Source organism: Brevundimonas abyssalis TAR-001, assembly GCF_000466985.1.
Taxonomy (GTDB): domain Bacteria; phylum Pseudomonadota; class Alphaproteobacteria; order Caulobacterales; family Caulobacteraceae; genus Brevundimonas; species Brevundimonas abyssalis.
In genome coordinates this window covers 43,501-66,632 of record NZ_BATC01000010.1, presented here as the reverse complement: position 1 = coordinate 66,632, position 23,132 = coordinate 43,501, and the positions used below count along the sequence as shown (strand labels likewise).

The following is a 23,132-nucleotide window of genomic DNA, read 5'->3' as shown; positions in this document are numbered from 1 at the left end:
TCCTGTCTCGCGGTTTTCGGACTCCTACCCCGCGTCGCGCTGCGGCAAGGCATAGGCGATCACCGCATCACCAGCCGGCGTCTCCATGAAGTGGTGCCCGCCCGCCATGATGACCAGGAACTGGCGTCCGCCCTGCTCATAGATCATGGGGTTGGCCTGGCCGCCGGCAGGCAGGACGTCCTGCCACACCGTCTCGCCGGTCTCCATGTCGATGGCCCGGATCAGGTCGTCGGTGGCCGCGGCGATGAAGATCAGGCCCGAGGCCGTCACCACCGACCCGCCGTTGTTCGGCGTGCCGATGTTCAGCGGCAGCATGGACGGTATCCCGAACGGCCCGTTCTTGCGCGCCGTGCCCAGCGGACGATCCCAGATGGTCTCGCCGGTGCGGATGTCGATGGCCCGGATGCCGCCGTAGGGAGGCTCCTTGCACAGCATGCCGGTGAAGGGCATGCGCCAGCCCGCGTTCACGTCGATGGCGTAGGGCACGCCCACCTGCGGGTCGCCCGCGCCCTCGGCCCCGCCGGTGTCGGCCCGGGCGTCGCCGCGCGGGTACCAGCCCCGCGCATCGGCTTCCTCGCGCGGCACCAGCCGGTTGTAGTTGGGCATGTCGTTGTAGTTGGCGATGATCACGCCCCGGTCCGGGTCGAACGCGACGCCGCCCCAGTCCGACCCGCCGTTGTAGCCCGGATACTGAATCCAGCGCCGGTCCGAGGTGGGCGGGGTGTACATGCCGTCATAGGCGGCGCGGCGGAAATTGATCCGGCAGATCATCTGGTCGATGGGCGACATGCCCCACATGTCCCGCTCGGTCAGATCGTCAGGCCGCGCCAGGGTGTGGAACAGGCTGTACGGCTGGGTCGCCGTGCGCTGATCCGGCTCCACGCCGCCCTGCGGCGCCGGGCGGTTCTCGATCGGCGTCAGGTGCCTGCCGGTGCGCCGGTCCAGGATATACATGTCGCCCTGCTTGGACGGCAGGATCAGGGCCGGCACCGTCGTCCCGTTGGACGGAAAGTCGATCAGGGTCGCCTGGCTGCCCAGGTCATAGTCCCACACGTCCATGTGCACGGTCTGGAAATGCCAGACGGGCCGTCCCGTCGCCGCATCCAGCGCCACCAGCGAGGTGGCGTATTCATTCTCCGCCGGCGCCCGGTCGCTGGAGTAATAGTCCGCCGCCGAATTGCCCATGGGCAGATAGACCAGCCCCAGTTCGTCGTCGCCCGTGGCCATGGTCCACATGTTGGGTGTGCCCCGGGTGAAGGTCTCGCCCTCGGGCGGCATGCCGGTTTCGTCGGGACGCATCATGTCCCAGGCCCACCGCAGTTCGCCGGTGACCACGTCAAAGCCCTGGATCACGCCCGACGGCGCGCGGCGGTACTGGCCGTCCAGCACCTGGTGGCCGGTGATGATCACCCCGTTGACGATCACGGGGGGCGAGGTGATGGACACCATGCCCGGGATCACGTCCCCCATGCCCGCCTTGATGTCCACGGCGCCGTTCTGGCCGAAGTCGGCGCAGGGCACGCCGGTGCGCGCGTCCACCGCGATCAGCCGTCCGTCCAGGGTGCCTTCCACGATCCGCGTGGCGCAGGGCTCCAGCCGGGCCCGTTGCGTCAGGGCCGCGTCGCCGACGGAGGTCGTCGTCTCGCCTTCCGGCGCCGTCTCGGTCATGGCGTGATAGGCCACGCCCCGGCAGGCGGCCGTATAGGGGATGGCGTCGTCCGACACCTCCGGATCATAGCGCCACTTCTCCAGCCCGCTGGCCGCGTCCAGCGCGATCAGCACGTTCATGGCCGAGCACAGATAGAGGGTGTCGCCCACCTTCAGGGGCGTGGTCTCGGCGCCGAATTTCTCGGGGATGTCGCCGGTGTTGAATTCCCAGACCCGCTCCAGCTCGCCCACATTGTCGCGATTGATCTGGGTCAGGGTGGTGTAGCGCTGGGCGCCCCGGGTGCCGCCATAGGCGGGCCAGTCGGCGCCGGTCTGGAAGTCAGAAATCCGTTCGGGCGCGCTGAACCCGCCTGCGGGCAGGGCGCGCTCGACCTCGAACCGGTTGGCCGCCGCCACCGCCACGCCCGCGACCAGGGCGAACACCGCCGCGCCCCCGAACCCGGCCAGCATCAGCGGCTTGCCGCTGACCCGCCCGCTCCAGGGCGTGACCCAGCGGTTGCGCGCGGGCGCCAGCACCGGGATCGAGGCGATGACCAGAAGCAGCAGGACGAAGGGCGCGAACACGCGCGGCACCAGAGCCCAGCCGTTCAGGCCGACCTCGAACAGGGCCCAGATCACGGTGAGGACGAAGACCAGCAGATACAGCCAGAAGGCCTCCATCCGCCGCACGAACAGCAGCGCCCCGGTGGCGATCAGGCCCAGCCCCGCCAGCAGATAGTACCAGCTGCCGCCCACGGCGATCAGCCAGCCGCCGCCGATGGTCAGAACCACCCCGATCAGCCCGAACAACACGCCCAGAGCCATCACCGCCCAGTCGCCCGCGCCCAGTCTTTCCCGTCCAAACATGTCCAAACCCCTTCGGTCGCCTCAAAGGCGAACACGTCACGGCAAAGGTGGTTCCTGATCCTCCCCCATCGGGGGAGGGGGACCATCCAAAGGATGGTGGAGGGGGCCGGCCTCAAACCCGGTGTTTGAGGGAGGATGAAATCCTCAGCCCCCGCCATACCCCCCGATGATCGGCAGCACCTCGCCGGTGATGTAGCTGGAGCACTGGGGCGAGGCCAGAAACACATAGGCCGGGGCGATCTCTTCCGGCTGGGCCGGGCGGCCCATGACGGTGCCCGATCCGAACTCGCTGACGCCCTCCGCGTCCCGGTCGGCCGGGTTCAGGGGCGTCCACACCGGCCCCGGCGCCACCACGTTCACGCGGATGCCCTTGGGCGCCAGATGGGCGCCCAGCGACCGGGCGAAGGCGTGGATGCCGCCCTTGGTCAGCGAATAGTCCAGCAGCATCTCATTGCCCATGATGCCGGTGACCGAGCCGGTCATGACGATGGCCCCGCCCGGCTTCATGTGCGGAACCGCCGCCTGGGCCATGTGGAAATAGCCGTACAGATTGGTCTTCATGGTCCGGTCGAACTGCTCAACCGTGATGTCGGCGAAGTCCGGCACGTGCTGCTGGAACGCCGCATTGTTGACCAGCACGTCCAGCCGCCCGAACGCCTTCAGCGTCTCGGCCACCGCCATCTTCGCAAAGGCTGGGTCGGCCACGTCCCCGGCCAGAATGATCGCGCGCCGGCCCTCGGCCTCCACGGCCTTCTTGGTCTCCTCGGCGTCGCGGTCCTCGTCCAGATGGCAGATGACAATGTCCGCGCCCTCGCGCGCGAACAGCACCGCCACCGCCCGGCCGATGCCGCTGTCGGCGCCGGTGATCAGGGCCGCGAAGCCCTCCAGCTTGCCCGAACCCTTCCAGAACGGCGCGTCATACATGGGCGCCGGGTCCAGCCGGTATTCCTCGCCCGGCTTCTTCTGATGCTGCTTGGGGAACGGCGGCGCGGGGTATTCCCGAGCGCCCGCCTGCATCGCCTTGTCGTCTTTGCTGCTCCCGGAGTCCTTCGCCTCCGTCGCATCGATCGGCGCCTGGATGTCGCGCCCCTGCGCCGCGGCCTTGTCGCCCTCGCGCTCGAATTGCTCCGTACGATCCATGTCCGGCTCCTTCTGATTGGGTCACGGGACAATCGATTGGGAGCGCGGGTTGTTCCCCCCACCGCTCACCCCAGCGAAGGCTGGGGTCCAGATCACAGGTCGGATATCTAAAGGGTCACACCCGCCGTTTTCCCCGACCCGCTCCCGACCGAGAGCGGCATCTGGACCCCAGCCTTCGCTGGGGTGAGCGGGCGATTGGACTACCCCACCACCGCCGGCAGCCCCTGCCACAGGATCGAGATCGCCGAGATCGCCCCGCCCGTGGCGGCGATGGCGTTCTCGAAGCCCATCTCGCCGCCGCCGCGCCGCCAGCGCCGGGCGGCCACCACCGTCAGCCCTCCCGCCACGATCAGGCACGCCAAGGTGAACACGCCCACCGCCGCGCGCGACAGCGGGTGCCCGTCGTCGGCGACCACGTCAGCAATGCTGGCGATCACATAGACGCCCAGGAAATGGACCGTCCACACGATCAGCCCGCCCAGGATGTAGCCCCAGCGCTTCACAGAACCACGCCCGGGAACAGCCGCGTCAGCAGCGCCGCCAGCCCCGCCTGTGCGGCCACGAACACGAAGAACAGGGTGATCACATCATAGCTGGTCGGCCGCGCCGGGCTGACCCGCCCGCGCAGCCAGCGCATGACCACATACAGCGTCATCAGGGCGCACACGATCACATAGAAGCCCTGCCAGCCGATGAAGCTGAACACCGTCGCCCCCTGCCCGCTGCGGGTGGGGTCCAGCCCCGCCCCGCTCCAGGTGACCCAGTCGATCCGCCACGCCGCCGCCATCGCCGCCCAGGCCAGCACCACCATGCCCGTGGCGATCATGGCCATCCGGGGCCGGTCCAGCCGCACCACCTTGCGCGCGCCCAGCATCAGGGCGATGGACAGGACATATCCGCCCACCACCACGATCAGGCTCCACATCGCCGGCGGGTCGATCCACGTGTCCGGCCTGCGGCTCCACAGGAACACGTACGAGAACATGCTCATGGCCGCGACCACCCCGGCCACGAACAGCAGGATGGTCATGGCCCACCAGCCGTGACTGGTGGATCCCACCCCATAGGTCGGCAGGCGGATGCCCGCCCCCACGTCCACGGTCTCCGCGCTCATGGGCTCGTCCAGCTTCCAGGCCCAGCCCATCAGGCAGACCACCGCGATCACCCCCGCCACGGCCGCGGGGCCATAGGCGCTGGGCACCAGCAGCATGAAGAACACCGCCGTGAAGATCGCCCCCCAGAAGTGCCAGGGCGACGGCGTGGGCATGCGCGCCACATATTGCGGCTCGGCGTTCAGGGGGCTGGTGATCAGGGTCTCGCGCTCGCCGGTCGCTGTGCCGGGCAGGAAATAGCGCCCCTCCTTGACCTCACGCATCAGCTCGGGATTGTCCCACAGCGGATACAGACTCTTCACCACCGGGATCGAGCGGGTCGAGTACAGCCCGCTGGGCAGCCACTCCAGTCCGGGGGAATCGAACACATTGCCCGCATTGCCCTCGGTTGCCGGGCGGAAATTCCGCACCAGATCGATGATCACCGCCAGCACGCCCAGGGCGAACAGGAACGCGCCCACGGTGGAGATCAGATTGACCAGATCCAGTCCCCGGTCCGGCAGATAGGTGAACACCCGTCGCGGCATGCCCATCAGCCCGGTCAGGTGCATGGGCAGGAAGGTCACATGCATGCCGGTGAACATCAGCCAGAAGGCGATCTTCCCCGTCCGCTCCGACAGGCGCCGCCTTCCCGCGAACGGCGTCCAGTAATAGATGGCCGCGAACACCGGGAACACCATCCCGCCGATCAGCACATAGTGCAGGTGCGCCACGATGAAGTAGGTGTCGTGCACCACCCAGTCGAAGGGCGCCATGGCCACCATCACCCCGGTCAGCCCGCCCATCACGAAGATCAGCAGCCCCCCCAGGATGAACAGGCCGGGCACGTTGAAGCGCATCTTGCCCGCCGCCATGGTGGCGATCCAGGCGAACACCTGCACCCCCGCCGGCAGACTCACCGCCATGGACGCGGCCGAGAAGAAGCCCACGGACATGGTCGGCATGCCGGTGGTGAACATGTGGTGCGACCACACCCCGAAGCTGATGAAGCCGGTGGCCAGCATGGCCATCACCACCAGCGGATGCCCCACCAGCCGGTGCCGCGCGATGACCGGGATCATGGTCGACATGGCCCCCGCCGCGGGCAGGAAGATGATGTAGACCTCCGGGTGGCCGAAGAACCAGAACAGGTGCTGCCACAGCAGGGGGTCGCCGCCCCGCGCCGCGTCGAAGAACGGCCAGTCGAACAGCCGCTCCAGCTCCATCAGGGTGGTGGCCAGGATCACCGACGGGAAGGCGATGATGATCATCACCGCAAAGATCAGCATGGCCCAGGCGAAGATCGGCATCTTCGCCAGCGTCATCCCCGGGGCCCGGGTGCGCATCACCCCGACGATGATCTCGATGGCCCCCGCGATGGCCGAGATCTCAATGAAGCCGATGCCCAGCAGCCAGAAGTCGGCGTTGATGCCGGGCGAATAGGTCTTGCTGGTCAGGGGCGGATACATGAACCACCCCCCGTCCGGCGCCAGGCTGAAGAAGATCGAGCAGAAGAAGATCAGCCCGCCCACCAGATAGGCCCACAGGGCGTAGGCCCCCAGCCTCGGGAACGGCAGGTCCCGCGCCCCCAGCACCTGCGGCAGCAGCAGCACCGCCAGCGCCTCCACCATGGGCACCGCGAACAGGAACATCATGATGGTCCCGTGCATGGTGAACAGCTGGTTGTAGGTGTCCACGCCCACGAACCCGGCGTCGGGCACGGCCAGCTGGGTGCGCATCACCAGCGCCAGGATTCCCGCCAGGGTGAAGAACAGGAAGGCCGCCCCGATGAACAGGATGCCCACATAGTTGTTGTTGATCGCCGTGAACCAGCCCCAGCCTTTCGGCCCGCACCAGACCTTCTCCAGCGCCTCCAGCTCGCCTTCCGGCCGCTCGCCCTCGGTGGGGAAGCGCTCATAAAGCTTGTGGTCGAACCCGGTCTCGGACTTCATTCCAGCCCGTCCAGATAGGCCGCCACCGCCTGCAGCTCGTCGCCCGACAGGGTGGTGTAGGACGGCATGCGGTTGCCCGGCTTGATGCCCTGGCTGTCCGCGATCCACCCCGCCAGCGTGCCGCGATTATTGGGCAGGATTCCGGCCCCGATGGTCCGCCGGCTGCCCACATGGGTCAGGTCCGGCCCCGCCAGTCCCGAGGCGCCCGGCGCCCCGCGCACCACGTGACAGGCGCCGCAGCCGTTGTCCTGGAACACCTCCAGTCCCTGAGCCGCCAGCGCATCGGTCGGCGCCGCCGCCGCCTCGCCCTGCTCCGCCATCCAGGCGTCGAACTCGTCGCGCGGCATGGCCACCACCACCAGCCCCATCAGGGCATGCGGCCCGCCGCAATATTCAGCGCATTGTCCGCCGTAAGTTCCAGCTTCATCGGCTTGAAGTCTAAGGATATTCGTCCGACCCGGGATCATGTCCAGCTTGGGGCCCAGACGGGGGACCCAGAAGCTGTGGATCACGTCGGCGGACTCCAGTTCGAAGGTCACCGGCTCGCCCACCGGGATGCGCACCTCGTTGGCCGACTGGACCGCGCCCGCCTCCCCGCCCTCGGGGTTAAGATAGGCCACACGCCACCACCACATCTCGCCGGTGACGCGCACCCGCATCTCGCCCGGCTCGGGCTCTCCGGTCAGGGCCGAGGTCAGGGACAGGCCCCAGATCAGCAAGGCGCTCAGAACCACCACCGGAAAGGCCAGCCCGGCGTACCAGATCAACCGTTGATTACCAATCTTCGCCTTCAGGTCCTCACGCCCGAACAGGGCCAGCACCAGCGCCGCGATCACGATCAGCAGCACCACCGCCGCCATGGCGAACACGCCCCACGACAGGGTCACCAGCGGCGCGGCGAACGGCCCCGCCGAGGTCAGGGCCGGCGGCGGCCATCCCGCGAAGGCCTCAGTGCTCATAGAGATAGGCGGCGATGTCACGGGCCTCCTCCTCGCTGATTGGCATGGGCGGCATGGCCGACCCGGGGTCCGCGACGGGCGCGTTCATCAGATAGGGGATCAGGGTCTCGGGTCGGTTCGGCAGGCCCGATCCGATCAGCGCCCGGCCGCCCATCCCCGACAGCGGCGGACCCACCCGACCCTGCGGCCAGTCGATCCCCGGAATGGCGTGACACGATCCGCAGCCGACCTCGTTCATGATCCGAAGCCCCCGCTCGGGATCGCCCGACGGCACGGCCCGCGTCCGGGTCTCGCCCGCGCCCGAACACGCCGCCAGCGCCAGCGCCATCAAGACCATGCCCGTCGCCCCCGTTCCGTTCATCCAGACCTAACCCAGCTTGGCCGCATGGGTTCCGTCTCATCAGGACCGGAACCCCCGCCCCCACCCGGCGTTGGCCAAGCGATGCCGTACCGCGCCCTATCCGCCCTACTCGCCGCAACGAGCCTGGCCGCCTGCGCACCCGGCGTGGATGAGTATGAGGACCCCTTCGTGACCACCGGCGAGATCATCGCCTTGTCCGGCGGCGACGCGGGGGCCCAGGCCGCCTGTTTCACCTGCCACGGCATGGACGGTCAGGGCGACGGCGCCGAAACGCCGCGCATCGCCGGGCTGGACGAGGGCTACATGCTCAAGCAGCTCAACGACTACGGTTCGGACCTGCGGCCCCACGACCAGATGTCGCCCATCGCCCGACGCCTGTCCGACGCCGACCGCGCCCGGGTCGCCCGCTACTATGCCGAGATGGCGCCGCGCGCCGCCGCCCCGGCCGTCTCGCCGGAGCCCGCCCGCATCGCCGAGGGCCGCGCCCTCTATCATCAGGGTCTGCCGGACCGGAATGTGGCCGCCTGCGCCACCTGCCACGGCGTCGACGGCCAGGGTCTGGGCGCGGGCAATCCGCCCCTGACCGGCCAGTCGCCCGCCTATCTGGCGGCCCAGCTGGAGCTGTGGCGGTCCGCGAAGCGCCACAACGACCCCCGCGACGTCATGGGCGCCGTCAGTCGTCCGCTTTCCGACGATCAGATCGCTGCGGTTTCCGCGTACGCGGCATCTCTTCCTCATCCGACTCCGGAATGATCTCGATGGGCTCGCCCTCCAGCTCATCGACCAGCGGCAGCATGCCCGGCAACACATTGTCCTTGTCGAACACATAGTGCTTCAGCACCGCCGCCACGTGGCCCATGATCAGGAAGGTGATCCCCCAGATCATGAAGAAGTGGATGCGCTCGGCCGCCCACTGCACCTGCCACAGCCCCTCCTGCGACAGGGTCCCCACCGGCAGGCGCGGCGCGGGGATGACCCCGCCCAGCATCAGCTGCATCTCCGGCGCCGTGGCCGACAGCATCAGCCAGCCCGACAGCGGCAGTCCCACGATGAAGATGTAGAACAGGAAGTGCGTGATCCGGGACACCGTGCTCTCCCAGCCCGGATCATCCGCGTCATTGACCGGACCCGGGATCATCAGCCGCCAGATCGCCCGCAGCACCGCCAGCAGCAGGATCAGCAGGCCCACATCGGCGTGCAGCTGATAGGCCGCCACCTTGTCGCCGCCCACCGGAATACCCGAGGTCCACCATCCCCACACCAGCTGGAACAGCACCAGCGCCGCCATGGTCCAGTGAAAGGTGATGGCCACCGGCGACCAGCGGCCCTCCGAGGTGTGGGTGTCGGCCCAGGCCCTCAGCCGCGTGATCATAAGGCCCGCTCGCCCGCATCGGCCTCGCCGAAGCCGACCCGCCGCATCAGCAGGATCAGCGCCGCCGCCAGATAGGCGCCCGCCGCCGGGGCCCACATGATCAAACCGCCCGCCTGCTGGTCCTCCAGCGGCGTCAGGCCCCAGGCCAGGGTGGTGGCGAAGTGGGGCGCATACAGGGGCTCGCCGGCGAAGGTGATCAGCGCCCCCAGCGCCCCCATCTGCACCATGGTGGCGATCAGGGCCAGCAGGGCGTGCTGGATGGGCGCCAGCCGCACCCCGCGCCAGAACATCAGCGCCGCCCCGATCAGGCCCGCCTGCATGATCCAGTACTGCACGTCGCCGGTCAGCGACCATGCATAGGCCCCCGGCGCATGCCAGAACCACAGCAGGATCGCCTGCACCGCCGTGGCGCTCCACAACAGCATCCGCCCGCTGAACAGCCGCTCAAGCCGTCCGCGCGGCGCCGCCAGCACCAGCAGCCCTGCCCCCAGGGTCAGCACCGCCACATGGTGCCCCACCCGGGCCGCGAACAGGGCCGAGGTCAGGGCGCACAGGGGCGACACGAGGCGATGAAGAACAGGCTCCACCCGGCCCCGAACACCACCCGCTCACGGGTCGACGCGCCCCGTCCCCACGTCATGCCGTAAACCACCGCCACGGCGACCAGCGCCGTGATCAGCACAGGGTCCAGGTTCCACGCCGCCCACACGGCGCCCGGGTCCGGCGCCGCGCCGCAGTAAGGTTGAAAGCTCAGAATCGTCATGGCCCCCGCCTGGTCCGCGATCCTGTTTCAATCCCTCGCCCGGTCAGGGGTTCCCCGCGCCTCTCCCCGGCGCGGCCACCCGGCACCGCTGCGCCGCGCCGTCCAGCGTCTGGTAGCGATGGGCCGCCACGAAGCAGGCTCATGCACATGGCGGCACAGATCCGCCGACCGCTGCAGGGTGTAGTATGTCGCGGCGGCGCGGAAACACGCCTCCCCCTGAACATGGCGGCAAACGTCGGCGGCGCGTTCGAAGGTCATGTACTGCGCCGCGGTCCCGTAGCAGAGGTTGCTGTTCACCCCCGCGCACAGCTCCGCCACCCGCCGCTCGCCATAGCGATGCCACAGCGACTGCACACATGCGCCGCCCATCGGCGCCGGTTGAGCCCCCATCACCGCCAGCGCCGCCATCACACCGATCATTTCATTGTCTCCCGGAACACAATCATCACCAGCCGGACCCGCGCGTCCCATCGCGCCGGTCCCGCCCGCCCCGATCCCGGTCGCGCCCCCGGCCATGATCATGAGGCGGCCGCAAACGCGGCGGCGGCGCCACCTGGCCATACGGCAGGGGACACAGGGTCACCCATTCGCCGCTGGTGGACAGGTGTCTGTAGCAGCGCGCCTCCTCGGCCATATAGGCGGTCTCCGCCGCCATGCCGTCCATGGCCATGGCCAGCCCCTCCATGAACGCCGGATCCGTCACGCATCCCGACAGCCCCACGGCCGCGGCGGCGGCCAGGGCCGGCCCCCGCACCCTCTTCTTCGTCAGATAGGTCATTCCCCCGCCCTTCTCTCGTGGCCACGGCGCGCGCGGCGTGCTGTGAAGATGGTCTCAGGCCGAATGAACCGAATATGAATGCCGAATCGACGTTCGCCGAGCGTCAGCAATCGTCAGGAGTCGTCGCCATGCCGCACAGGGAATCTCATCGGGTGGACCGCATCGGCTGGCTTCGCGCGGCGGTGCTGGGCGCCAATGACGGCCTGGTCTCCACCGCAAGCCTGGTGGTGGGCGTGGCGGCTGCGGCCGCCAGTCACGGAAGCATCCTGATAGCGGGCGTCGCCGGGCTGGTCGCGGGCGCCATGTCCATGGCGGCCGGGGAGTACGTCTCGGTCAGCTCCCAGTCCGACACCGAAAAGGCGGATCTGGCCCGCGAGGCGACCGAACTGTCCGGCCAGCCGGAGGCGGAACTGCGCGAACTGGCCGGAATCTATGTGGCGCGGGGCGTGACGCCCGATCTCGCGGCCGAGGTGGCCCGTCAGATGACCGCCCACGACGCCCTCGGCGCCCACGCCCGGGATGAGCTGGGCATATCCGAGATCACCACGGCGCGGCCCATCCAGGCGGCGGTGACCTCGGCCCTGACGTTCTCCGTCGGCGCCGCCCTGCCCCTGATCGTGGCCGCTCTGGCGCCCATGACCGGACTGGCGCTGTGGGTGGCCGGCTCCGCGCTTGCGGGCCTTGCCGTCCTCGGGGCGCTGGGCGCCCGGGCCGGCGGCGCGCCCGTCGGGCGATCCGTCGTCCGGGTCGTCTTCTGGGGCGCCCTGGCCATGGCCGTCACCGCGGGCATCGGCCGCCTGTTCGGCGTCGCCGTCTGATCTCTACGGGCTCGGCGCCGCCCGGCGCTGTCAGGACCCGCGCCCCCGCGCGCCCCAGGCGGCGGTCTTGGCCAGCAGCTCGGGCATCATCACCGGCTTGGCGATGCAGTCCTGCATGCCGGCCTCCAGATAGGACCGCACCTGCGAGTCCAGCGTATTGGCGGTCAGCGCCACGATCGGCGTCGACGCCCCGGCCCCGCCAAGGGCCCGGATCGTCCGCGCCGCCTCGACCCCGTCCATCACCGGCATCTGGATGTCCATCAGCACCAGGTCATAGGTCCCGCCCAGGAACGCCTTGACCGCCTGGGCTCCGTCCTCGGCCGTGTCGCAGCGGTGGCCCTGGCTGGCCAGCATGGCGACCACCACCGCCCGGTTGCTGGCGTTGTCATCGGCGTACAGCACCCGCAGCGGGCCGCCCTCGCCCGTCTCATCAGCCTGTCCGCCCGCGCCCCCGGCCAGCGGCAGCGAAAGCCTCAGCTCGAACCGGGCGCCGCCGTCCGGGGTCGCCGAAGCGCACACCGCGCCGCCCATCAGCTCGGCCAGCTCCTTGCAGACCGCCAGACCCAGACCCCCGCCGCTCTTGCGCCGGGTCGCGCCGTCGTCCGCCTGCACGAAGCGGTCGAACAGAGCCGCGATGCGGCTCTCGTCGATGCCCGGCCCGGTGTCGGTCACCGACATCGTCAGGTCCGCCTGGCCCTCCCGCGCCGCGCCCTCCAGCCGGATCACGATCCCGCCCGTCTCGGTGAACTTCACCGCATTGCCCACGAAATGGTCGAGGATCAGCCCCAGCCGCTCGGCATCCCCCTCCACGGCGGCGACCCCGTCGGCCTCCACCGTCAGCGACAGCCCCTTGTCCGCCGCCTCGCCCGCGAACCGGTCCGCCGCCCCCCGCGTTACGGCCCCGGGCTCGAACGGCTCGGCCTTCAGGCTCACCTCCCCCGCGTCCAGCGCAGCCAGCAGGATCATGTCGTTGACGGCGCCCAGCAGGGTCTGGCCCGCCGCCCCGATACCCCGCGCCTGCCCCCGCAGGTCGTCGTCGCCGACCCGCGCCTCCAGCACGGCGGAAAAGCCCAGGATGGCGTTCAGCGGCGTGCGCAGCTCATGGCTCATATTGGCCAGGAAACGCTGCCGGGCCTCGGCCAGTCCGGCCCGCTGCTCGGCTGTCCGCGCCGCACGCTCGGCCTCGATCTGGGCGGTCACGTCCTGTTCGTTCAGCAGCACCCCCGGCGCCCCCGTCGCCGGATCGGTCACCGGCCGGGCGTCCAGATAGTGCCAGCGCTCGCCCTCGGGCGTGTTGACCCGGCGCAGGTCGGCGCAGGCCTCGCCCGCGGTCGCCTGGGCCAGCATCCGCGCGCCCGCTTCGGCCTCCGCGAACCGCTCGCCGAACCCGAGCTCCCCGGGACCATAGGTGCGGAAGGCGGCCGGATTGCTGAACACCGCCCGGCCTTCGCGATCAAACAGGGTGATGATGCTGGAGGTGTGCCGCAGCGCCTCGACGGCCCGGCGTTCGCCCTCATTGGTCTCTTCCGGGGCCGCCTCGAACAGCAGCACCGCCCGCCCGTCCGGCATCCGGAAGGTCGAGATGGCCGCCTGCACCGTCAGGGGCTCGCCGTGGGGGTAGAAGGTCCAGCGCTCGGTGACCACCGCGCCCCCGGCCGTGGCCTGGGCCAGGCGGTCGGTCCGCGCCCGCACCGCCGGCGACAACTGCGAGAAGTCCCGCGCCAGCAGTTCGTCGCGGCTCTGGGCGCCCCAAAGCTCCAGGGCATAGGGATTGGCGTACAGCCCCCGGCAGCTGACCGGGTCGAACAGCCACACCGCCCGGCTCAGGGCGTCCCAGCCCACGGCCTCGGGCGGCATCGTCTTCGCCATGGCGTCGGTCACGCGTGCAAACCCTCAGGAAAGCCCTCGCCTCCCTCGTGCCACACCGCCATTGCCCAATGTTTAAGCCGTCGACCCCGCGCTCAGCTGGCCGCCGTCGGGTTGCGCGGGTCCAGCGGCAGGCCCGCCGCCTGACGCGCCTTCAGCAGCCGCAGCCAGCCGTGCAGCGCCTCGCAGTCCAGCCCGTGCATCATCAGCCGGAATCCCGCCTGCAGGGTCGACAGGGACACCATCGGGTGGCCGTTCTTGATGAAGGCCAGGTGATAGTCCGTGCCCAGGATGCGGGCGATATAGATGGCCACGGTCTCGTCCAGTTGCAGCGAATGGGCCGCCCGCACGAAGTCCCGGCGCGGCAGCATCAGCGCATACAGCGGCGTGTAGAACTCCACCGCGGTCTGCACGTCCACGAAATTCAGCGGCCCCTTCGGAAACGCCTCGAAAGCCGGGAATTCGTCCGAGATCATGGAGAAATCCACCCGCTCCGGCGGCGTCAGCTCGCGGCCCTGTTCCCTCAGCCCTGCGTTCAGTTCGATGATGAAATTGAACACGTTCAGGTCGTGCTGGAGGAACAGATTATCCTCGATGTCCTTCAGGCGCGTTGGCCGCAGCGGATGGCTCGACACCGTCACCGGCCCTGCATTGGCCCGCATGAAGGCCAGCAGCTCCGTGCCGATGTGGAAATGCCTCAGGATCAGGGTGTTGGTCTCCGGCGTCCCGAACACCCGCAAGCCCCAATGTATTGTTCGGTGCAGCAGGCCGTTCAGGTTCGGAAAGCGCGGCGATATGGCCCGCAGCACCTTCACCACGCAGAAGAACAGCAGCACCAGCGGCCGGCTCACCGGGAACAGCCAGCGCCGCGACCACGACCGCGCCCCCAGCAACAGCGCCCGCTTGGCCCCGTCGTCGATAGGCAGGCTCTGGTCCAGATACAGCGCCATCCACGGGTCCGGATCCTTCGGGTCGAAGCCGGCCGGATCGAACGGGTCGGGCCTCGCCCGTCCGCGCGCTTGGGCGATGCCGTCCGACAGGCTCACGCCGCGATCTCCTCGATCTGCAGCGCGTACAGCCGCGCCGTCACCCGCGCGCACATGACGATGCGTTCGGCGACCTCGACGTCCGGCAGCACCATCTCCAGCATCTCGCGGAACTCCTCCATGTGCTCGGCGTCGTTCTCCCCGTGATACAGCAGGAACCGCACCGCGTCCTCGGGCAGGTCCAGCCGCTCCTTGACCATCCGGCCCCACGGCGCCGCCTTGATCGACCCCAGCCCTTCGATGATGAACATGGCCCCCAGCAGGCCGAAGGGATTGGGCTTCGACGCCTCATGGAACATCCAGGCCGACAGGGCCTCGGACCCCACATTCTTGGACGCCCCCTGAATGGCCTCCAGCGACCCGCCCGCCGCCACGAAGTCCTGCTCCAGCAGGCGGAAATCCCGGTGCTCGGTCACCGCGTGCTTCATCAGGGATGAGCGCAGTTCCAGATGCGCCTCGTCGATGCTGGACGCCGCCCGGCTCATCCACAGCGACCCGTCCTTCACCTGCTGGCGCAGGTTGATGAGGAAGGCGTGATAGTCCGCCGTCTCGAACCGCCCCCGCGTCAGCTTGCGGATCAGCGGCGTCGCCTCCAGCCGCTGCTCGAAATCGGCGAACACCACCGCCAGCTTGCGCAGGGTGTCCTGGATCTGGTCCTGCATCGCGCCGTCCGCCATCACACGATCTCCAGCATCATGAATCCGATCATCGCCCGCCCGCTCTCCGGCACGATGCACAGCACCGTCTCGCCCGGCTTGCCGCGCCCCGATTTCAGAAAGGCGTCCAGCATCACCCAGATCGACGCCGAGCCCACATTGCCGCTCTCGGGCAGGGTGGTGAACCATTTCTCCTCCGGGATCATGGCCGCCGTATTTTCCAGCAGCCCCACGATCTCGGCCCGCAACGACCGCGCGGAATAGTGGCATAGCAGGTGGTCCACCTGATCCGGCGCGATCCGCCCCGCGTCCACCTTCCCCAGCCACACCCCGATCCACGCCCGGATCACGATTTTCAGCAGGTCGAAGTCCTGCAGCAACGCCATGGCCCCGGCGGCATGGGCCGTCGCCGGCCCCCCGTGGCTCCAGGCGCTCTTCAGGTCCGCCCGGTCGGCGAAGGTCGACCCCGCCCACATGCACGGGTCGAACCGTCCGGCCAGCGAGGTCATGTCGATCCAGCGCACCTTCAGGCTGCGCCCGCCCGGCCGCGGCCGGGGCTCCATCACCACCGCGCCCGCCCCGTCCGACAGGGTGAAGCGCAGGAAATCCGCCTCTATCCGCACCCGCCCGCGCCGGTCGGTCAGGGCCGTGCCCTCATAGAACGCCGGCCGGAACCAGCGCGATGAGAACTCCCCGGCGCAGGCGGCGGCCACGTCCGCCTCCCCCGCCCGCACGCTCAGCCAGGCGCCCTTGGCCGCCATCAGGGCGCTGGCGCACACCGACTGATAGCTGACCGCCTCCAGCGCCGCCGCACCCAGTTCGGCCTGCACCGCGCCGGCGTGGCCGGGCACCAGATAATCCCCCTGCGTCGTCGCCGCGCCCAGATGCTGCAGGTCGGAAACCCCCAGCCCGGCGTCGTCCAGCGCGGCCTGCACCGCGCCGGCGCACATGGAGGCGTTGGAATGCAACGGCGCGCCGTCCGGCGTCAGGGCGTAGTGCCGCCCCTCGATCCCGTTCCAGCGCAGCGCCCGGCGCCCCACCGCCGACGGCCGCCCGCCGACCCGGCCGATGAAGTCCTCCATACGGTCGTTGCCGACCCGCGCCCCGGGCAGGACCGATCCCGTCCCGGTGATGAAGACCTCGCGCAGGGCGTCGCTGTTCATGGCGCCAGTCTGACCGCCGGATCGCGGCGGGAGCAAGGCTCTACCGTGCGGGCCGCTGCCCGGCCTCGAGGATCGGCATGCCCGCCTCGGTGGGGATGTAGATGATCTGGCGGTCGCCGCTTCCGGCGGTCTCCTCCAGCATGTGGATGTAGGACCAGCGCAGATAGTTCTCCGGCCCGCCCAGGCTCTCGGCCATGATGCGGTTGGCCTCGTTGGTGCCCCGCGCCCGGGCGATTTCGGCCTGGGCCGTCAGCTGCGCCGAATCCAGCGCCGCCTGCGCCTCCAGCACCCGGATGCGCCGGTCCTGCACCGCCTGCTCATAGGCGGCGCGGCCCTGCATCTGCTTGCGATAGACATTGTACTGCGGCCATCCCACCAGGAAGGCCACGATCATCGCCACGATCACCCCGATGATGATGAAGGTCGCCGCCACGTCGCTGCGCATGGTCTGTGTCTCCCCGTCACTGAACAGACGTCGGTGATGCCCCGCCGCGCCGCCGGTGGCAAGGCATCACCGCCGCCGGTCCGCCCCCGTCACCAGCCGCCCGGCCGCCCCCAACAGGGTGAACACCTCGGCGAGGAACACGAACGCCGTCATCAGCATCAGGATGCTCGGCGCCGCCATGTCGCCGGTCTCGAAGGTGATCCGCACCCGGTCCGTGAACCCCTGCACCGTGTCCACCGCGAACGCCGACGCCATGGGCGAGTACAGCCAGAACCAGCCGATGAAGCCCAGGCTCGCCGCGCTGAACGCCACATCCCCGAACGCCGTGAGCCGCACCGGCGAGCCCATGGCCGCCCGCATCAGGTGGAACGCCGCCCGCGCCGCGCCGAAGGCCAGCATCGGCCACCAGATCCACGCGATGGTCTCGTTCAGCAGCAGGCCCCAGTCGGCCCCGTCCACCATCAGCTCGCCGCCGATCACGCCCGGCCGGATCTCCTGCCCGATCACCCCGGTCCACCACAGCACGAACACGCCCCACGCGACGCCCGACGCCACCGCCCGCGCCGTCGGCGACATGCCGGCCGGCTGCCCCCATGACGCCACAGGATCCCTGGTCCCGTCGGCCCGCTCGCCGCCCACCATGTCGGCGGCCTTGCCCACCCAGGCGGTGGAGAACAGCCCCATCTCGAACAGGCCCAGGTCCCGCGCCCGCCATTCGGTCAGGAAGGCGGGCTTGTCCTTCATGCGCTCGATGATGAAGCCCGCCACGGTGGCGAAGCCCACGATCATCATGCCGCTCCACAACAGGCCGTGGATCGCCTGGCCGAACGCCTGGGCCCCGTCCACGTCGCCCACCAGCACCCGCACCACCGCCCCGATCACCGTGATGATCGCCAGCACCGTCAGCGCCGTCTTCACCCCGAACAGCCACCACGGATACAGCTCCGGCCCCACCACATGGTGCGGCCCGGCGCCGAAGCGCGCGGCCACCGCCAGCGGGTGCCCCATCTCGCGCAGCACCGCCTCCTCCTCCGCCTCGGTCAGGGGTCGGCCCAGTTCGGCCTCCCGGTCCTCCATGCGGCTCATCAGGGCGTCACGCAGCTCGGCGATCACGTCCTCCCGCCCGGCCGCCGGCAACTGCGCCGCCACCGCCTTCAGATATTTCTCCGTCAGGGTCATGCCCCGCCCTCCACTTCCAGATTGATTGCCCGATTGATTGAAATTCGCGCCGGTCACAGCATTCGCTCCAGCGAGGCCGAGATGCCCCGCCATTCCTCCGCCAGCCGCGCCAGCATGGTCTCGCCCAGCGGGGACAGCCGGTAGAACCGCTTCCTGCGCCGGTCCTCCTCGCGCCATTCGCTGGTCAGCAGGCCCTGGGTCTCCAGCCGCCGCAGCAGCGGATAGAGGGTGCTCTCCTCCATCTCGATCCCGTCCTGGCCCAGCGCCACGCGCAGCGAATAGCCGTATTGCTCGGTCCTCAGCCGCGCCAGAACCGCCAGCACCAGCGACCCCCGCCGCAGCTCCAGCCGCATCGCCTCAAACAGCTCACCCTCGCCCACGCATCACTCTCCAGACGTCATATAGTGTGTGACATACAGTGTATGCGGCATACTGTGTGAGGGAGTCAAGCGCCCTCAAGCAGCGAGGCCCCGCGGGCCGAGCGGTAGGGCGACTAAGAATGAAAGAGCGATAGGGCGACGTAAATGCCCCTTCTCCCGTCGGGAGAAGGGGGCCCCGCGCACCGGAGCGCAGCGGAGGTTCTTGCGCGGGGGATGAGGGGCCTCCCCCACTCCCCGCTTGCAACGCTGGCGCGAAGCGGGCGAATGTCCGGCGCGGGGGGTACGGATGCGCCTAAGCTGGAACGAGATCAGGGTGCGGGCCGCAGAGTTCGCTCGCGAATGGGCCGACGCCCACTACGAGAAGGGCGACACCCAGACCTTCTACAATGAGTTTTTCGAGGCGTTCGGGGTGCGCCGCCGCAAGGTCGCCGCCTTCGAAGAGCCCGTGCGCCTTCTGGGCGAGAAGCGCGGCTTCATCGACCTGTTCTGGAAGGGCGTCCTGCTGGTCGAACAGAAGAGCGCAGGCCGCAACCTGACCCGCGCCCGCCAACAGGCGCTCGACTACTTCCCCGGCCTCAAGGACCACGAACTCCCGCGCTACGTCCTGCTGTGCGACTTCCAGTCGTTCGAGCTGATCGATCTGGACACGCGCGAGGAGACGCACTTCCCCCTCGCCGACCTGCCCGCCCATGTAGAGGCGTTCGGCTTCGTGGTCGGGGTCGAGAAGCGGGTCTTCAACGACCAGGACCCGGTCAACATCATCGCCGCCGAAATCATGGGCAAGCTGCATGATGCGCTGAAACCCACCTATGACGGTGCCCCGCTGGAACGGCTGCTGGTGCGGCTGCTGTTCTGCCTGTTCGCCGACGACACCGGCATCTTCCCCGAACGGGGCATGCTGGAAACCTATCTGCGCGACCGCACAGCCACCGACGGCCACGACCTCGGCGCCAAGCTGAACCTGATCTTCCAGACCCTGAACACGCCCGAGGACGCCGCCTGGCGCGACGGGCTGGACGAGGATCTGGCCAAATTCCCCTACATCAACGGCGACCTGTTCGCCGAAACCCTGCCGATCGCCAACTTCAACACCGCCATGCGCGAGCGGCTCCTGGAGGCGTGCGGCTTCTTCTGGGAGAAGATCAGCCCGGCCATCTTCGGCGCTCTGTTCCAGTCGGTGATGAACGCCAAGGAGCGCCGCGCCAAGGCGCCCACTACACCACCGAAAAGAACATCCTGAAGGTCATCGAGCCCCTGTTCCTCGACGACCTGCGCGCCGAACTGTCCCGCATCAAGGGGCTGAAGCGAGGACGTGACGCGGCCCTGCGCGCCTTTCAGGACAAGCTCGCCGGCCTCAACCTGTTCGACCCGGCCTGCGGCTGCGGCAACTTCCTGATCATCGCCTACCGCGAACTGCGCTTGCTCGAGATCGAGTTGCTGCAGGCCCTCTACCCCACGGGCCAGCGCGAGCTGGAGGCCGCCGCCCTGTCCAAGGTCGATGTCGACCAATTCTACGGCATCGAGATCGACGAGTTCCCCGCCCGCATCGCCGAAACGGCCATGTGGATGATGGACCACATCATGAACAACCGGCTGAGCCTCGAGTTCGGCCAGGTCTTCGCCCGCATCCCGCTCAAGGCCGCGCCACACATCGTTCATGGCGACGCGCTGGAAACCGACTGGGCCGACGTGCTGCCGCCGGAGCAGTGCAGCTATGTGTTCGGCAATCCGCCGTTTCTGGGCGCCAAGGTGCAGAGCGAGACCCAGAGGGCGCAGGTCCGACGCATTGCCGCGCTCGGCAAGTCCGGTGGCACCCTCGATTTCGTCGCTGCGTGGTTCATTAAGGCTGGCGAATACGTCTCCTCCCCACGCACTGGGGACGGGGCCGGCGAAACCGTAGAGGGGTCGCGACCGGCCCGCATCGGCTTCGTCTCGACCAACTCCATCACCCAAGGAGAGCAGGTCGCACAGCTGTGGCCGCTGCTGTTCCAACGTTACGGCTTGGAAATCGCCTTCGCGCATCGAACCTTCGGCTGGGGCTCAGACGCACGCGGCAAGGCCCATGTTCATGTCGTGATCATAGGACTGACGCGGCGGGACCACGAACCGGCGGAGAAGCGCCTCTTCAACTACGAGGACATCAACGGCGATCCGGATGAAACCCGGCATTCGGCGCTGTCGCCGTACTTGTTTGACGCTTCACAACTGGCAGATCGCCATCTGGTAGTGAGGGAAACCACTACGGCTCTCTCGAGCCGACCGCTGATGCTGTTCGGCAATATGCCGAACGACGGTGGGCATTTGATCTTGTCGGAAGCCGAAGCCGCCAATGCGATCCAAGCTGATCCCGCCATCGGTCCGTACGTCCGCCAACTGGTGGGAGCCCAAGACTCCCTCAACGGTGAGGCGCGCTTTTGCCTTTGGCTTCAGGGTGCTCCCCTAGGGTTGATGCGTGCAAACTCCCTCCTGAAGGATAGGCTGGCCGCCGTGCGTGCCTATCGCTCCGCAAGCTCTCGCCCGGCGACACAGCGCTTGGCGGAAACACCGTCTCTCTTTGGTGAAATCAGGCAAGGCGCCGGAGCGTTTATCCTTATCCCTCGCCACTCCTCAGAGCGCCGTCGATACGTCCCCTTCGGGTTTTATCGGGATGGGGAAATCGCGCATGATAGCTGCCTATTCATGCCGGGTGCCTCATTGGCTGAGTTCGGAGTTCTCACCAGCGCCACGCACATGTCGTGGCTGCGCCACATCGGGGGGCGGCTGAAGAGCGACTACCGCTATTCGATCGGCCTCGTCTACAACCCATTCCCTTGGCCCACCCTGACCGAGGCCGACAAAGCCTACCTCGACGGACTTGCCCAGGCGGTGCTGAACGCCCGCGCCGCCCACCCGGGGGCAACCCTTGCCGACCTCTACGATCCCGACGTCATGCCCGCCGATCTGCGCCGCGCGCACCGAGCGCTGGATCAGGCCGTGGACCGCCTTTACCGCAAGGCGCCCTTCGACAGCGACCGCGAGCGCGTCGAGCACCTGTTCACCCTCTATGAGAAAATGACCGCGGGCCTCTTGGCGGCGCCGGGCAAGGCGAAGCGGCGGAGGAAGGCCTAGTGAGCGGCGGTGACAATCAAACCACGCTAACGGAAGCAGAAAACGCGATCGTTGAAGAGATAATCGATCAACTCCAGGCGGAACCGCTCTCCCCAGCTGGCGCGTTCGCAATCAGCATGGCCGAGCAGGATGGCGACCCCGGCGCCCTCTTGGGGGCCCTACGACAGGCGCTCCGAATTCAGCCCGATCATCCACTGCTCCGGCTGGCGATCGAAAACCTGTCCACCACCCTCGCAAACTCTCCCACCACGGTGCTGATCGAACGCGCAAGGTGCGCGGGTGGGGACGTCTCGTCTTTCGAGGGACGTGTTTACATCGAAGAGCCGGATGGCCGCCTACGACCGGCTTCGGGCGAGGATCTGATCGCGTCGGAAAAGCGGTTTCCCGGGTTTCTGAAAAACTGGCGGCTGCCGGAGGACGAATACTAGATGGCCACGATCAACGACGTTCCCAGCTTCGAAGCCTTCATGTGGCCGATCATTGAACGCCTGAAGGCGCACGGTCGGTCGATGACCAATCAGGAAATGGCGGACGATATCTCGACCTACATGGGTCTGCCGGAAGACGTCCGCGCGGTGCGTCATGGGAAGTGGAACGAACTGGCGGTGGAACAGCGGCTGGGCTTCGCCCGCAGCTATCTGAAGAACGGCGGCGCGGTCGAAAACAGCGCGCGGGGCGTGTGGACGCTCACCCCCGCCGGGGCTGCCATGACGCCCGAAGATGTGGCCGGGATCCCGAAGGCCTACCAGCAGGAGTACATGGCGCGGGTTCGCGCCAAGGCCCGCGAAGTCGGCTCAACGCCTGACGTCGCTGTTCTCGAGGATGACGCCGACACCGAAGGCGACTGGAAGGACCAGTTGATGGCGGTCCTGCTCAAGCTGGACCCCTCCGCCTTCGAACGGCTCAGCCAGCGCCTTCTGCGCGAGTACGGCTTCATCAAGGTCGAGGTGACCGGCAAGTCGGGCGACGGCGGCATCGACGGCACCGGGGTGCTGCGGGTGAACCTGCTGTCCTTCCATGTCCTGTTCCAGTGCAAGCGCTACTCCGGCTCGGTGGGCGCGGGCGCAGTGCGCGACTTCCGGGGCGCCATGGTCGGCCGCACCGACAAGGGCCTCATCATCACCACCGGCACCTTCACCGCCGACGCCCGGCGCGAGGCCACCCGCGACGGCGCCCCCGCCATCGATCTGGTGGACGGGGACGCCCTGTGCGACCTGCTCAAGGACCGGGGCCTGGGCGTGACCGTCCGCATGGTCGAGGAAGTCACCGTGAACGAGGCCGCCTTCGCCGAGTTCTAGACTCCCCCAATCCCCCCATCTCCCACGCCAAATCCCTTGCCCCGCAAGGCCCCGCCGATTTCTCCCGGCTTTTTCCACCCACCCCTCCGGCGCGCCCTTATCCTGTCCGGTCATCCCCGGCCGCACAGGAGGCGCATGAGACGAGACTTCATCGGACTGATTTCCTTCTCCCGGTGGGAGAGGGGCCGTTGCACGCCCATTGCACTGTTTTTCGCGGTCGGAGTCTCACGGCCCTTGTCATCC

At 68.6% G+C, this 23,132-nt stretch carries 24 protein-coding genes; 6 read left to right on the top strand and 18 right to left on the bottom strand.

The annotated features are described in order from the left end of the window. Positions 1-24: 24 nt before the first annotated feature. The 6 genes from MBEBAB_RS04735 to MBEBAB_RS04710 all read right to left on the bottom strand — a co-directional run bounded on the left by MBEBAB_RS04735 (position 25) and on the right by MBEBAB_RS04710 (position 7,993). Positions 25-2,514, bottom strand: coding sequence for a membrane-bound PQQ-dependent dehydrogenase, glucose/quinate/shikimate family (locus MBEBAB_RS04735; RefSeq protein WP_021696798.1), 2,490 nt, complete (start codon positions 2,512-2,514; stop codon positions 25-27). Between the two features lie 144 nt (positions 2,515-2,658). Then, entirely contained in the window at positions 2,659-3,654 is a 996-nt protein-coding gene (locus MBEBAB_RS04730) for an SDR family oxidoreductase (RefSeq protein ID WP_021696797.1), read from the bottom strand. A gap of 200 nt (positions 3,655-3,854) precedes the next feature. After that, positions 3,855-4,157, bottom strand: coding sequence for a hypothetical protein (locus MBEBAB_RS04725; RefSeq protein WP_021696796.1), 303 nt, complete (start codon positions 4,155-4,157; stop codon positions 3,855-3,857). After that, complete coding sequence (locus tag MBEBAB_RS04720; protein ID WP_021696795.1) at positions 4,154-6,697, bottom strand: cbb3-type cytochrome c oxidase subunit I; 2,544 nt, start codon at positions 6,695-6,697, stop codon at positions 4,154-4,156. Before MBEBAB_RS04720 ends, MBEBAB_RS04725 begins: the two co-directional genes overlap by 4 nt. Next, positions 6,694-7,656: a cytochrome c oxidase subunit II gene (gene coxB, locus MBEBAB_RS04715; RefSeq protein WP_021696794.1), complete on the bottom strand. Its 963-nt coding sequence runs from the start codon at positions 7,654-7,656 to the stop codon at positions 6,694-6,696. The genes MBEBAB_RS04720 and coxB overlap by 4 nt, the downstream gene beginning before the upstream one ends. After that, a complete protein-coding gene (locus MBEBAB_RS04710) occupies positions 7,646-7,993 on the bottom strand; it encodes a c-type cytochrome (RefSeq protein ID WP_021696793.1) in 348 nt (115 codons plus the stop codon). Before MBEBAB_RS04710 ends, coxB begins: the two co-directional genes overlap by 11 nt. Before the next feature lie 105 nt (positions 7,994-8,098). Here MBEBAB_RS04710 and MBEBAB_RS04705 point away from each other — a divergent pair, with 105 nt between their 5' ends. Continuing rightward, positions 8,099-8,770 (top strand): c-type cytochrome, encoded by a 672-nt coding sequence (locus tag MBEBAB_RS04705; protein ID WP_158332118.1) that lies wholly within the window; start codon positions 8,099-8,101, stop codon positions 8,768-8,770. Here MBEBAB_RS04705 and MBEBAB_RS04700 read toward each other — a convergent pair. The 5 genes from MBEBAB_RS04700 to MBEBAB_RS04685 are packed head-to-tail and all read right to left on the bottom strand — an operon-like array spanning position 8,691 to position 10,930. Next, positions 8,691-9,389, bottom strand: a complete 699-nt coding sequence (locus MBEBAB_RS04700; RefSeq protein ID WP_021696792.1) for a cytochrome b — start codon at positions 9,387-9,389, stop codon at positions 8,691-8,693. The genes MBEBAB_RS04705 and MBEBAB_RS04700 overlap by 80 nt on opposite strands. After that, positions 9,386-9,952 (bottom strand): cytochrome c oxidase assembly protein, encoded by a 567-nt coding sequence (locus tag MBEBAB_RS04695; RefSeq protein ID WP_021696791.1) that lies wholly within the window; start codon positions 9,950-9,952, stop codon positions 9,386-9,388. The genes MBEBAB_RS04700 and MBEBAB_RS04695 overlap by 4 nt, the downstream gene beginning before the upstream one ends. Next, the gene (locus MBEBAB_RS17230) at positions 9,931-10,152 is read right to left on the bottom strand and encodes a hypothetical protein (protein WP_242397067.1); all 222 of its coding nucleotides are present in this window, start codon (positions 10,150-10,152) and stop codon (positions 9,931-9,933) included. The genes MBEBAB_RS04695 and MBEBAB_RS17230 overlap by 22 nt, the downstream gene beginning before the upstream one ends. A gap of 27 nt (positions 10,153-10,179) precedes the next feature. Further along, entirely contained in the window at positions 10,180-10,572 is a 393-nt protein-coding gene (locus MBEBAB_RS04690) for a hypothetical protein (RefSeq protein WP_021696789.1), read from the bottom strand. A 25-nt stretch (positions 10,573-10,597) separates the two neighbouring features. Further along, entirely contained in the window at positions 10,598-10,930 is a 333-nt protein-coding gene (locus MBEBAB_RS04685) for a hypothetical protein (RefSeq protein ID WP_021696788.1), read from the bottom strand. 128 nt (positions 10,931-11,058) lie between these two features. On the opposite strand from MBEBAB_RS04685, the gene MBEBAB_RS04680 reads away from it, so the two are divergent. Next, positions 11,059-11,748: a VIT1/CCC1 transporter family protein gene (locus MBEBAB_RS04680; RefSeq protein WP_045318882.1), complete on the top strand. Its 690-nt coding sequence runs from the start codon at positions 11,059-11,061 to the stop codon at positions 11,746-11,748. 30 nt (positions 11,749-11,778) lie between these two features. Here MBEBAB_RS04680 and MBEBAB_RS04675 read toward each other — a convergent pair whose 3' ends face one another. The 7 genes from MBEBAB_RS04675 to MBEBAB_RS04645 all read right to left on the bottom strand — a co-directional run bounded on the left by MBEBAB_RS04675 (position 11,779) and on the right by MBEBAB_RS04645 (position 18,456). Further along, positions 11,779-13,629, bottom strand: coding sequence for an ATP-binding protein (locus MBEBAB_RS04675; RefSeq protein WP_021696786.1), 1,851 nt, complete (start codon positions 13,627-13,629; stop codon positions 11,779-11,781). 80 nt (positions 13,630-13,709) lie between these two features. Continuing rightward, complete coding sequence (locus tag MBEBAB_RS04670) at positions 13,710-14,660, bottom strand: DUF6999 family protein (RefSeq protein WP_021696785.1); 951 nt, start codon at positions 14,658-14,660, stop codon at positions 13,710-13,712. Next, a complete protein-coding gene (locus tag MBEBAB_RS04665) occupies positions 14,657-15,337 on the bottom strand; it encodes an iron-containing redox enzyme family protein (RefSeq protein WP_021696784.1) in 681 nt (226 codons plus the stop codon). The genes MBEBAB_RS04670 and MBEBAB_RS04665 overlap by 4 nt, the downstream gene beginning before the upstream one ends. Further along, positions 15,337-16,479, bottom strand: coding sequence for a StlD/DarB family beta-ketosynthase (locus MBEBAB_RS04660; RefSeq protein ID WP_021696783.1), 1,143 nt, complete (start codon positions 16,477-16,479; stop codon positions 15,337-15,339). Before MBEBAB_RS04660 ends, MBEBAB_RS04665 begins: the two co-directional genes overlap by 1 nt. 40 nt (positions 16,480-16,519) lie before the next feature. Then, positions 16,520-16,924 carry an SPFH domain-containing protein gene (locus tag MBEBAB_RS04655; RefSeq protein ID WP_021696782.1) on the bottom strand — a complete coding sequence of 135 codons (405 nt, stop codon included), beginning with the start codon at positions 16,922-16,924 and terminating at the stop codon, positions 16,520-16,522. A 66-nt stretch (positions 16,925-16,990) separates the two neighbouring features. Then, the gene (locus MBEBAB_RS04650) at positions 16,991-18,103 is read right to left on the bottom strand and encodes an HAAS signaling domain-containing protein (protein WP_045318867.1); all 1,113 of its coding nucleotides are present in this window, start codon (positions 18,101-18,103) and stop codon (positions 16,991-16,993) included. Positions 18,104-18,156: 53 nt separating this feature from the next. Next, a complete protein-coding gene (locus MBEBAB_RS04645; protein WP_045318879.1) occupies positions 18,157-18,456 on the bottom strand; it encodes a PadR family transcriptional regulator in 300 nt (99 codons plus the stop codon). 313 nt (positions 18,457-18,769) lie between these two features. Here MBEBAB_RS04645 and MBEBAB_RS17225 point away from each other — a divergent pair, with 313 nt between their 5' ends. From MBEBAB_RS17225 to MBEBAB_RS04630, 4 genes are read left to right on the top strand one after another with little or no spacing between them, the layout of a single operon-like run. Continuing rightward, positions 18,770-19,723, top strand: coding sequence for a type IIL restriction-modification enzyme MmeI (locus tag MBEBAB_RS17225; RefSeq protein WP_021696780.1), 954 nt, complete (start codon positions 18,770-18,772; stop codon positions 19,721-19,723). Further along, a complete protein-coding gene (locus MBEBAB_RS04640) occupies positions 19,615-21,591 on the top strand; it encodes a class I SAM-dependent DNA methyltransferase (protein ID WP_242397069.1) in 1,977 nt (658 codons plus the stop codon). Before MBEBAB_RS17225 ends, MBEBAB_RS04640 begins: the two co-directional genes overlap by 109 nt. Then, complete coding sequence (locus MBEBAB_RS04635) at positions 21,591-22,019, top strand: hypothetical protein (protein ID WP_148291442.1); 429 nt, start codon at positions 21,591-21,593, stop codon at positions 22,017-22,019. The genes MBEBAB_RS04640 and MBEBAB_RS04635 overlap by 1 nt, the downstream gene beginning before the upstream one ends. Further along, entirely contained in the window at positions 22,020-22,889 is an 870-nt protein-coding gene (locus MBEBAB_RS04630) for a restriction endonuclease (protein WP_021696777.1), read from the top strand. The last annotated feature ends 243 nt before the right edge of the window (positions 22,890-23,132 follow it).